Origin of the sequence: Acinetobacter sp. CIP 101966, assembly GCF_000369725.1 — a bacterium.
In the GTDB taxonomy this organism is placed as follows: Bacteria; Pseudomonadota; Gammaproteobacteria; order Pseudomonadales; family Moraxellaceae; genus Acinetobacter; species Acinetobacter lwoffii_Q.
Map to the genome: position 1 here is coordinate 44,941 of NZ_KB850161.1, position 10,122 is coordinate 55,062.

13 protein-coding genes and 1 pseudogene are annotated in these 10,122 nt (G+C 37.7%); 10 read left to right on the forward strand and 4 right to left on the reverse strand.

From position 1 onward, the window contains the following. Positions 1-161: 161 nt before the first annotated feature. The 9 genes from F891_RS18355 to F891_RS14500 all read left to right on the forward strand — a co-directional run bounded on the left by F891_RS18355 (position 162) and on the right by F891_RS14500 (position 4,285). Positions 162-353, forward strand: a complete 192-nt coding sequence (locus tag F891_RS18355) for a hypothetical protein (protein ID WP_004641936.1) — start codon at positions 162-164, stop codon at positions 351-353. A gap of 187 nt (positions 354-540) precedes the next feature. Further along, on the forward strand, positions 541-729 hold the full coding sequence (locus F891_RS14465; RefSeq protein WP_004641934.1) for a YqaE/Pmp3 family membrane protein: 189 nt from the start codon (positions 541-543) through the stop codon (positions 727-729). Positions 730-1,349: 620 nt separating this feature from the next. Continuing rightward, the gene (locus F891_RS14470) at positions 1,350-1,565 is read left to right on the forward strand and encodes a cold-shock protein (RefSeq protein ID WP_004641928.1); all 216 of its coding nucleotides are present in this window, start codon (positions 1,350-1,352) and stop codon (positions 1,563-1,565) included. 111 nt (positions 1,566-1,676) lie between these two features. Continuing rightward, positions 1,677-1,904 (forward strand): hypothetical protein, encoded by a 228-nt coding sequence (locus tag F891_RS14475; protein ID WP_004641927.1) that lies wholly within the window; start codon positions 1,677-1,679, stop codon positions 1,902-1,904. 69 nt (positions 1,905-1,973) lie between these two features. After that, positions 1,974-2,171, forward strand: a complete 198-nt coding sequence (locus F891_RS14480) for a hypothetical protein (RefSeq protein WP_004641925.1) — start codon at positions 1,974-1,976, stop codon at positions 2,169-2,171. 114 nt (positions 2,172-2,285) lie between these two features. Further along, entirely contained in the window at positions 2,286-2,606 is a 321-nt protein-coding gene (locus F891_RS14485; protein WP_005254446.1) for a type II toxin-antitoxin system RelE/ParE family toxin, read from the forward strand. Beyond that, a complete protein-coding gene (nadS, locus tag F891_RS14490; RefSeq protein WP_005254448.1) occupies positions 2,599-2,871 on the forward strand; it encodes a NadS family protein in 273 nt (90 codons plus the stop codon). Before F891_RS14485 ends, nadS begins: the two co-directional genes overlap by 8 nt. A 547-nt stretch (positions 2,872-3,418) precedes the next feature. Next, positions 3,419-3,847, forward strand: coding sequence for an organic hydroperoxide resistance protein (locus F891_RS14495; RefSeq protein WP_005264138.1), 429 nt, complete (start codon positions 3,419-3,421; stop codon positions 3,845-3,847). A gap of 6 nt (positions 3,848-3,853) precedes the next feature. Further along, positions 3,854-4,285, forward strand: coding sequence for a MarR family winged helix-turn-helix transcriptional regulator (locus tag F891_RS14500; RefSeq protein ID WP_005264140.1), 432 nt, complete (start codon positions 3,854-3,856; stop codon positions 4,283-4,285). A gap of 102 nt (positions 4,286-4,387) precedes the next feature. Here the strand turns inward: F891_RS14500 and F891_RS18360 are convergent, their stop codons facing one another. Together F891_RS18360 and istA are read right to left on the reverse strand one after the other, a co-directional pair. Beyond that, positions 4,388-4,834 carry a transposase gene (locus tag F891_RS18360; protein WP_005264143.1) on the reverse strand — a complete coding sequence of 149 codons (447 nt, stop codon included), beginning with the start codon at positions 4,832-4,834 and terminating at the stop codon, positions 4,388-4,390. Continuing rightward, positions 4,834-5,859, reverse strand: a complete 1,026-nt coding sequence (istA, locus tag F891_RS14510; protein WP_005264144.1) for an IS21-like element ISEc57 family transposase — start codon at positions 5,857-5,859, stop codon at positions 4,834-4,836. The genes F891_RS18360 and istA overlap by 1 nt, the downstream gene beginning before the upstream one ends. Positions 5,860-5,945: 86 nt before the next feature. On the opposite strand from istA, the pseudogene F891_RS14515 reads away from it, so the two are divergent. Then, positions 5,946-6,419, forward strand: a pseudogene (locus F891_RS14515) (IS66 family transposase); the annotation flags it as partial. Positions 6,420-6,532: 113 nt separating this feature from the next. Here F891_RS14515 and tpgA read toward each other — a convergent pair. Together tpgA and F891_RS14525 are read right to left on the reverse strand one after the other, a co-directional pair. Then, on the reverse strand, positions 6,533-7,321 hold the full coding sequence (gene tpgA / locus F891_RS14520; protein WP_005264149.1) for a trimeric autotransporter adhesin/peptidogylcan-associated protein TpgA: 789 nt from the start codon (positions 7,319-7,321) through the stop codon (positions 6,533-6,535). A gap of 74 nt (positions 7,322-7,395) precedes the next feature. Beyond that, a partial coding sequence (locus F891_RS14525; RefSeq protein ID WP_005264150.1) for a YadA-like family protein occupies positions 7,396-10,122 on the reverse strand: 2,727 nt, incomplete at its 5' end.

The window sequence follows — 10,122 nt, forward strand, 5'->3', positions numbered from 1 at the left end:
TACACTGCTAATTTCGCATAAGAGATTTTATGTTAAATGTTCTTTAGATTGGAGCCGTTTATGATGTTCAATAAAAGATGTCTATAAAATCGGTGGCTATTCAGATATAGCTACTAGCATGCACTTCTAATAAGCTATTTTCAGTTATTCTAGGAATTGCGATGAACACTCATATTGCCACTACGACAAATACAATTATGTTTCCGAAGGCCTGTACTCTTTGTCTATCAAGAAAAAATGTACAGCTTTTTGCAGGAGTGTTGGTATGCGATCAGTGCCAGGAAAACATCAGGCTCACGAATCCAAGTATTTTTCCGGCCAATGATGAAACTGAACAAAAAGCTCAGGACTGATTTTGACTGTATAATTTTTAGTTTGCATTTAGTGATGCCAAATAACGATAATTTATGAATAAAGTCAAAGTGCACGGTCAATTACATAAATAAGTAAATCTTGAATAGACGGATACGCCTATAGGTTGTTTACTTCTGCCTCTTATTAGTTGTTAAGGCTTTTGAAACTTCTTAAGAGGAAATTAATATGAAATTTCTGATAGCGTTGCTCTTTCCTTGGTTGCCTTTCTTTATGATAGGTCGACCTTTTGCAGCAATGATATGTTTGTTTCTTCAAGTTACCCTTTTAGGCTGGCTCCCAGCTGCGATCTGGGCTGTGCATGCTTTATTGCAAGATCATGCAGACCAAGAAGCGAAAGCAGCTTTATATCACTAAGTTTAATTTAACTCTCTCCTAAGCATTCTTGAAATTGCTACTGTCAAAGCTCATTGAATAATGAGCTTTGCTTATTTGGTATAAGAAATTTTATGTTAAACAAAGACAATTATTATTTCTTCAAAAGTTAAAAACCGCCTAACAGGCGGTTTTTCTTATTAAATATGGCTATTCGGCCATATTGAAAGTGGTAAAATTTGGCGGTTTATATATGATTTGCGTATGGGAAAAAATCATCATTCCCGAAATTAAAAACATCAATATTGTTATTACAGAACTATATAATCGCATTCATTACTTATCAATCTTACTAGACCAACATCTTAATCTTGTATTGTTACATTTACAATAAAAATATGATTTTATTTTATTTTTTTTGATTAATTTTGTTTTTTATAAATTTAATGAATATGTATATGAGAAAACTTGATTTTTATTATTTTTAGTGTATAGTTGACTTAACTAGAAAAAAGTCTTGTTCCGGTAAATCTTCTTTAAGTATCGCAGTTTTAGTCATAATCCTTCGTTTTTTCAGATTTTAAGTCGCTTCTTCATTATTTTCAAAGTTATACCCAGTCAATAAAATGACTTAAAATTATTAAAAATTAGTAGGATATATTATGTCAAACTCAAATGTTGTTAAAGGTACTGTAAAGTGGTTCAACGAAACTAAAGGTTTTGGTTTCATTCAACAAGAATCAGGTCCAGACGTTTTTGCTCATTTTAGCGAAATCGCAAGTTCAGGTTTCAAAACCTTAATGGAAGGCCAAATGGTTGAATTCAGCGTAGCCCAAGGTCAAAAAGGACCGAATGCTGTAAATATTATTGCTATCTAAGCAGTAATAAGCAGTAATAAAAAGCACTCATGAGTGCTTTTTTTATAATTTAAAATTAAATTTTAAAGTTATTTCCAAAATTGGAAAATTTTCAGAAAAACAGGATTCAAGTTGTTAAAAATAAATTATTTAATTGCAAAAGCTAAAAATGGTACTGAAATTATTGTTTCATTAACTCCTCTTAATAAAATGCAAAGTACACGTCAGGGGTTAAAAACAATTGAAGTGGGTAAAAGAGTTCTTCTCTCATCTGGGATGGAGGTCGATTTAAATTTAGATGGCCGTACATTTTATACTTCTTTAAATCAGCTATTTAAATTAAGTCATAAAGTTGCTTAGAGCCAACATCAACAAGCATTAAAAATTTGGGTAGATTTCTACCACTATAATTTTATTAAGGGAATATATATGATTAAACAGAATCTCAGCGTAAAAGACCAGTTTGGGGTTAAACACGCTATTCAAGCAACAGTAGATCATCAGTTTGCCGATACGCAATCTCACTCGAATATAAAACATATCACTGTTGATGGAGAAGATATTCGACCTAGTTTCGAAATGTTTTTCCAAAGTACTTTAAGTGGAAAAATTTTTAAAATTTTATAAATACTATTGTTAAAACTAATACGATATTGATTGTGCGAAACGAGAGCTCAAAGCTCTCGTTTTTTTATGTAAAAACTGCTAAAATCCTTATACGCCATTGACGTACTTTAATCTATGCTATTCATTGAAACCAGTATTTTTACCAAGCAAATCAAAGAGCTTGTAAGTGATGAAGAGTATCGTCAGCTCCAGCAAGATCTCTTGGTGCAGCCTGATAAAGGTGACTTAATCAAGAATGGCGGTGGCATTCGTAAAGTACGCTGTGCTCAAGGTAATAGAGGAAAAAGTGGCGGTATCCGTGTGATCTACTATTGGGTCACAGAAGATGATCAGATCTTTTTCCTGGTGGCTTATCCAAAGTCTGTGAAAGATAATCTGACAGACAAAGAAACCTTGATCCTGCGTCAATTAGTGAAGGAGCAATTTCATGGATAACAACTTATTTGATGACCTAGTTGCTTCGATTAAAGAAGCTGGTGCTATCAAACGCAATGAGATGAAAGCAAGCCGAGTGACTGAGCTTGAATTACCAGATATTAAAGAAGTACGTGAGAAAACAGGCTTAACCCAGGCAGAATTCGCTGCACGTTTGCAGATCAGCGCGAGAACGCTCCAAAATTGGGAACAAGGCCGTCGCTATCCGACTGGTCCTGCAGCGACTTTAATTCGTATTCTTGATGCTCACCCGACTCTAATTTAAAAAATTTAGAAAATAAAAAACCCCGGCATCCTGCCGGGGTTTTTCATATTGGGTTGCTAAGTATGACTCCTGTCTTACCTCACGTTCCTGGTGCGATCTTTCTTATTCTTGTTGTTTGGAGCATCCTGCTCTCTATGACTTCATCATAGGAAAATTCCAGTATCGCGGATAGCAGCAAAGGGCCGAGATTGATGTGAGCCAAAGCGTACAAAATAGCCTAAATTTTATCCACAGCAATTGGGGATAGTTTCACAACCTGGATCCGCATGAAATGGGCACTGATTGCCAAATTGATCATTTATTAATCGATTTTCTTGGCAAAATGTTACAGATTCGCCTAAAAACTCACCAACTTATTACAAAAACCATTTTTTGTGCATTTTGTGATCAGGGTGAAATTTTTAAGTTTTTGATTTTTAAATTAATATACAAGTGTATTGCGTATAACCGCCATTATGTTAAATAAAAAACAAGGGAAATAATTGACCTATATTTAATTGTGTGCAATTATATTTTACACAATGTAATATTAAGCAAGGTAATATACATGAGTACTCTCTATTCAACTCAAGTCAAAGCAGTCGGTGGACGTTCGGGAACGATTCGCAGTGAAGATGGTCTTCTAGAATTAAAATTGGCTATGCCTAAAGAATTAGGTGGTAAGGGTGACGCAACTAATCCTGAGCAATTGTTTGCTGCTGGCTATGCAGCTTGTTTTGGTAATGCAGTGATCCATGTTACTCGTAGCAATAAAGAGAATAAAATCCGTGATAATGATGTAGAAGTCGTGAGTACTGTTGGTATGGTGGCGAATGGCAATGGTGGATTCACCTTGACAGTACACTTAGATGTCACGCTTTCAGGTATTTCACAAGCTGATGCAGAAGAAATCGTGGAACAAACGCATCAAGTTTGTCCTTATTCCAATGCTATTCGAGGTAATATACAGGTATCTACTACTGTCCATACCAAATAAAAAGCTATGTCCAAGAATCAGCTTTGCTTAGATGAGCAACTATGTTTTCCTATTTATGCTGCATCTAATTTAATTGTGAAAGCTTATCGCCCTTTTCTTGCACCTCTTGGGCTCACTTATCCTCAATATTTAGTGATGTTGGTTTTGTGGGAAAAAAAATGTGTAAGTGTGGGTGATCTTGGACAAATTTTACATCTTGATAGTGGAACATTAACGCCATTATTAAAAAGAATGGAGACATCTGTTCTGATTAATCGATCTCGTGATCCTCATGATGAAAGACGAGTTCTAATTTCCTTAACAGACAAAGGGCGAGACTTATCTGCTGAGGCTGAAAATATTCCTAAAGAGCTTACCAAAAACATTGAGTTTGATAACTTAAGTCAATTACGAGATGAATTAAAAGTATTAGTCAATCTATTGTCAGAGAGAGTTTAATACCTCTTAATATCTGATAATAGAAACCGTTTACTTTTAAGAATCAATTAGCTTTCCTTAAATGAGCCAGTAAATAATTTTGTGTAATTGCTTTTCATAAATTTAAAGGCGATTGCTTAAGCGGTCACCGAATTCAATAATAAAGCGGCTCATGGCTAAACGCCAGTCGCGAATAGGCATATTCCACTTTTTAGACGCTGCATCAATTGCCAGGTAAATCACTTTACGTACAGAATCATCCGTTGGAAAGACTTTACGCTTTTTGATCGCCTGACGTATTACGCTGTTTAATGATTCGATCGCATTGGTGGTATAGATGGCTTTGCGTATCTCGGCTGGATAAGCAAAGAAGGTATTTAGATTCTCCCGAATCTGTTGACTACGTTGCTGCTTGGCTGTGTATTCATGTAATAGCATAGCTTCAACGAAATCTGCATAACTGCCATCCTTTGCTAAGGTTTGTTGTGCATGATGTGACCATTGTGATGCCACTGTTTGTAGACCAAGCTGACGGCAAAGCTGTTCAATACGCTCATACTGTAAATTCATTAAGAAACCTCCAGTAATTCATCATAGATTGATAAGGGGTGTTGAACACTCTCATGAGGTATGAGTGATGATGGGCTAACATCATCAATTACAGATTTTTTAGAACCATCATTAAATAAAGGTAATGAAGAAAAATATTGTTGTTCTTCAAGCAAACGAGTACTTGGTTTTTCTTTAGTTGTTGCATGAATGCGTTGATTTGCTGTTTCACTAAGCCATCGACCAATATAGGCATTTGCCATATCAACATCTAAGCTAAGGTCAACCACCTTTAAACTTGCTTTTAATGGCACGATAAAACTTGATTTCAAATAACTATTAAAGCGTTCTACTTTACCTTTTGTTTGCGCACGATATGGCTTACAAACACGTGGTCGGAAGTTATATTTCTTAGCACAATCAAGTAATTTAGCATTCCAGCGATGTTGACCATCTTGATAAGCATCACGTTCAATGATAATGGCCTTAACATTATCAAATAATACATCTTTAGGAACACCACCAAAGAACTGAAAAGCACTTTCTAAGCCATCAATCCATGCATCAGAACGTTCATGATCATAAAACTTAACAAAGGTTGCTCTAGAGTATCCCAAAGTTGCAACAAATGCTTTTAATGTGGTGTGATAACGTCGAATTGTTGTGAAATCAACCTGCATTTGTTGACCTGGTTGAGTCTCAAATCGCTTAATCGGCTCTGGTTGTTTAGTTGGCTTTAATGTATTGAGATAATTTTGTAGTGTTCTAATTTTCCCCGTGTAGCCTTTTTGCAAGATTTCTTGATACAACACTACAGCCGGTATCCATTCTGGATCGGCGGCATTTACACGTTTGATTAAATACGGTTTATAAGGCTCAAGAATACTCACTTTAGATTGTGTTCGTTGATATTTAGGTGTTACTTGAGATCGTAAATATTTACGCACAGTATTTCTAGAAATACCGAGTTCGCGGCTAATTGCCTTAATAGATTGACCTTGTTGATGAAGTATTTGGATTGTCACTGCTTGCTCCAAAGTTAACATGTTGAGCAGTCCAAAAAGACCACTATATTAACCAAGGGGGTCAATTTTCAAATGCTGTTGGGGGGTCATTTTTACATTGCCGCTAACAACTGTATGCGATAGAAGCAGAACTCAGGAAAAAGACCGATGGTACAGCAGAACATCGCCGCGAATATCGGCAAAAGCATAGTCAACCGGTGATGCAACAACTATATGAATGGCTCAACCAACATCATCTGACGGTGCCATCGAGTTCTCCCACCGCCAAGGCCATCAATTACACTCTGAAGCGTTGGCCAGCCTTAAGCCGCTATCTGGATGATGGCAATCTACCCATTGACAATAACTGGGCAGAAAACTCAATGCGTCCCTGGGCATTGGGCCGTAAGAACTGGTTGTTTGCAGGTTCGCTGCGCAGTGGACAGCGAGCGGCGAATATCATGACTTTAATCCAGTCAGCAAAGCTGAATGGCTTGGATCCGTATGCCTATTTAAGTGATGTGCTGAAAAGGCTGCCGACGCATAAAGCGACCCAAATAGAAGAATTACTGCCACATCGCTGGAAATCCAACTCAAATTAAAAAATAGGCATGGGGTTCAGCGGACGCTTACGCATGAACGACATTTATTGTCGCACCAGCTTTTTGATAAAAAAATGGCTACTTCAAAGTAGCCATTCTGCATTTAAACTCAATTACCAAATAATATTAACTCGACGATTTGGTGCTAAACAATTTACAAGCTGATTATTGGCTTTATGACCTGCACATTGTTGATATAAATCTGTTTGGCTGTTGGCTTGAATTTGAATACGATTTACGTCAATTCCTTCATTGACCAATAGCTTTGCAACGGTGTTTGCGCGTTGTGATGACAACTGTTGATTGTAAGCGAATTTGCCAAGTGGATCTGCAAATCCAGCCACAATTACAGGTCCAGTCGCGTTACTCTGTTTAATACGTTGTGCAATTGAAGTAACAGAATCACTCCCGTGCTCAATTGCATTGGCATTTGAACGATCAAAAGTAAAGAAAACACTTCCTGAACGTGCATTATTTAAGTTCGTATTTGCTGGAACTTGATTGTTTGCGCCCCATGCCATCAAACCTTCACAGGCTTCACCCTTCCAAGATAAACGCTCAGAAAGTCTTTGCTTGTCAAAATCTACACGAAGTTGGCAACGTAAATAGTCTTGGCTATTTGGCTGACGAATATCTAAAACATAGTTCCAAATTTTCACAAAGAATAAACCTTCACTGAATTGAGGATTTCCCAATAAATGACGAATTTGATCTTTGGTTAAACCTTTATCTAAGCGTGCAACATTATCATATTCATAACGTTTCACTTGTTTTAGATAGCTCTTTTCAACAGCTGGGAATTTGATTTCTTCTTGTTGTTCAGTTACTGCTTCATCTGCATAGGCAGTAACAACTAAGCTAGATACAACCCCAAAAACTAATGCTTTTATCATATGTTTCATATTCGAACTCACTTTATCTTATTGGTGTGATATGGAGAAGCTTGATATTCAAACTTCTCCTTAACAACTTAGTCTTAGTCAATTACGCCACTGATGCCGATACGAACACTTGGATCACCTTGTGATGCAGCTGCGACACCACCTGTAATTGACCAACGTCCGTTGTCAGCAGTTTTACGTAAAGTTACACCGACTGCATTTTCACCACTATGATAAGAAGCACCTGCTGCATACGTATATTTACCAGCAACAAATGGCGCTGCTTCCAATGCCATTGCCGCGGCAATACCTGCATTCGCTCTCTTTTCTACATCATCGATACGTTGATTTGTTGAATAGAATGCTTGCTCTAAACGGTTACTCACATTATCAATTTTACTATCCAATGCTTGGTCAGCTTTGTTCAATGCATCTACTGCGCCACCAACGTTGTTATATTCTTTTCCACCAACGGTATACGTTGGATTCGTGAAGCTATTGGTTATGTTGTCATAACCTGCACCACCACCTAAGAACTCAACAACTTTGTTATTTGTCACATTTAATTGTGAACCATTTACACCATCTTTAGATGTCGCACTGATTACACCATCTTTAACACCTGTTACAACACGATCACCATCTTTACCAGCTACACTCACTTTAGTACCGCCAGTGTCTTTGCCAATCGTAATATCACCATTCGGTGTTTGTTGTTGAACAAGACCTGACTTGCCATTATTGATGTTGTTAATGTTCGTCTGAATATTCTCAATATCACTTGTGTTTTGGTTCACTTGTTGTTGAACATTCCACAATTGACCACCATTCACAGCCTCTTTAGAGCCTTGAGCAACTGTTCCATCTTTCACATTACTGATGGTTGTGCCATTAGCACCACCTAATGTGATTTTGTCTTTAGTCGCGTCATCGTACTTCACAGCATTGTTAGCAAGTTGATTTACATTGTTGTTCACATTGTTAATCGCACTGTCTAACTGACCTTTGTTGACTGCATCTGTAGCGTTTGTACCAGCTGCTACATTAGTGACTTGTTTATTACCTGCATTAATGCCTTGTGTTGTTACACTTGGGCCACCAGCAATCACTAAACCAGTGTTGTTTAAAACAACAGCATTATTAGCAATTGCAATGCCAGCATTATTCAGAACAGTCTCACCCGCTTTAATTGAGTCAACAGTTAAGTCTTTAGCAGTAGAAACTTGATAGTTGTCAGAACCATCAGCATTCTTAGTCTTACTTACAACGATATTTTCACCATTCGATACCGTTGTTTTAGACGTTGTAGCAGCATTACCAATCGCTTGGTCAAGTGCTGTTAATGCATCACCAACGTTAGTCTGTGTACCTTGAGCAACATTATACGTTGGTCCAGTAATTGAACCGTCAGCATTTACCTTTGCGTTTCCACCAAGGCTGTTGACTAATGATGTTTGTGTTGTCGTCACTTGATTACCAACTGCCTTCAACTGTGCAACGTTTACAGCATCAGAATCTTGTGAGCCAGCAGCTACACCTGTGATTTGACGATAAATACCATTCGCCGCTTCACCGATTGCCACAGCACCAGTGGTAGAAGTTGTATTACCAATCGCAGTTTTATCAGCAGTAGTTGCTGTTGATAATGCATATCCTGCAACACCAGCACCAGTAGTCGCTGCCGAACCTGTGCCTAAAACAACTGAACCTGTAACTGTTTGCGTAACATTATTTCCAAGTACAAATGTATCATCTGTTAAGATTTGGTTATTGTTACCTACAGAGTAGCTATTGCTTCCGTCAACAATCGTTGGATCACCAATTGCGCCCGAATGATCACCAGTAACCTTATTACCAGTACCAATACTAATTGATTGCGCACCTAAAGCTTCTGCCCCATTACCAATCGCGATAGATTGAGCACCACCAGCTTTAGTATTGTGACCAACTGCAAGTGCACTCACTGCACCTGTTTCAACAATTGCGTTTACACCAACAGCCGTAGAATTCAATCCGCCCGCACTTGAGTCATTCGTTGTACCAAGATCACCTTTAGAAGTGTCTGCATTAGTATGGAAGAATTTCACACCTTCTGTATTCATCTTCTGAACTGTCTGAGCAATCGTTAGACGATCTGTTGTTTCTTGACCTTGCTTGTCATAAGTTAAGAACAATGAATCTTGGTTTTTATTATCAGGTTTTGTATTTACAACCTGATCAATAATATTCACCTTGTTTCCATTACCATCAACAACTTCAGTGATGTTGCTGCTGATAACTTGTTTCAACTGTTCTTCAGTCGCTGCACGACCTTGAGTTGCGAAGTCAGCAGCAGTCAAATCTTTATTGCTCAATCCAGAAATCGTGTTTGTAGATTTATCGACTACAACATCACCCACAGCTAACTGGTTTGCATTCACGCTGTTAAGACTTAAATCTTTACTTAATGCGAATGCAACATTATTACCTGTCTTCGTCGCAGTTAAGTTGGTATCTGCTGGATCAGCGACACCAATATCAACGGTATCACCCGCTTTGATTGCACTACTGTTTGCACCATTAGTTTGTAAATTGAAACCACCTTTAAGCGTTGTAATTTCATTACCCTGATTGGTTACAGTTGTATTTAGTGTACTAATGTCACCTGTGTTCTTCGCGATATTTGCTGTATTCGTTGCGATGTTCGTAGTGTTTTGATCAACCTTTTGGTTGGTCGTGAATAATTGGCTACCGTTCACTGCATCAGTTGAAGTCGCTGATACATCGCCAGCTTTAACATTGGTCAATGTTGTACCACTTGCTCCAGCTAAAGTCACTTTGTC

Excerpts from the sequence above, each read along its gene's own strand:
- F891_RS18355 (WP_004641936.1), top strand. The coding sequence starts at position 162 with ATGAACACTCATATTGCCACTACGACAAATACAATTATGTTTCCGAAG.
- F891_RS14465 (WP_004641934.1), top strand. The coding sequence starts at position 541 with ATGAAATTTCTGATAGCGTTGCTCTTTCCTTGGTTGCCTTTCTTTATG.
- F891_RS14470 (WP_004641928.1), top strand. The coding sequence starts at position 1,350 with ATGTCAAACTCAAATGTTGTTAAAGGTACTGTAAAGTGGTTCAACGAA.
- F891_RS14480 (WP_004641925.1), top strand. The coding sequence starts at position 1,974 with ATGATTAAACAGAATCTCAGCGTAAAAGACCAGTTTGGGGTTAAACAC.
- F891_RS14485 (WP_005254446.1), top strand. The coding sequence starts at position 2,286 with ATGCTATTCATTGAAACCAGTATTTTTACCAAGCAAATCAAAGAGCTT.
- nadS (WP_005254448.1), top strand. The coding sequence starts at position 2,599 with ATGGATAACAACTTATTTGATGACCTAGTTGCTTCGATTAAAGAAGCT.
- F891_RS14495 (WP_005264138.1), top strand. The coding sequence starts at position 3,419 with ATGAGTACTCTCTATTCAACTCAAGTCAAAGCAGTCGGTGGACGTTCG.
- F891_RS14500 (WP_005264140.1), top strand. The coding sequence starts at position 3,854 with ATGTCCAAGAATCAGCTTTGCTTAGATGAGCAACTATGTTTTCCTATT.
- F891_RS18360 (WP_005264143.1), bottom strand. The coding sequence starts at position 4,834 with ATGAATTTACAGTATGAGCGTATTGAACAGCTTTGCCGTCAGCTTGGT.
- istA (WP_005264144.1), bottom strand. The coding sequence starts at position 5,859 with ATGTTAACTTTGGAGCAAGCAGTGACAATCCAAATACTTCATCAACAA.
- tpgA (WP_005264149.1), bottom strand. The coding sequence starts at position 7,321 with ATGAAACATATGATAAAAGCATTAGTTTTTGGGGTTGTATCTAGCTTA.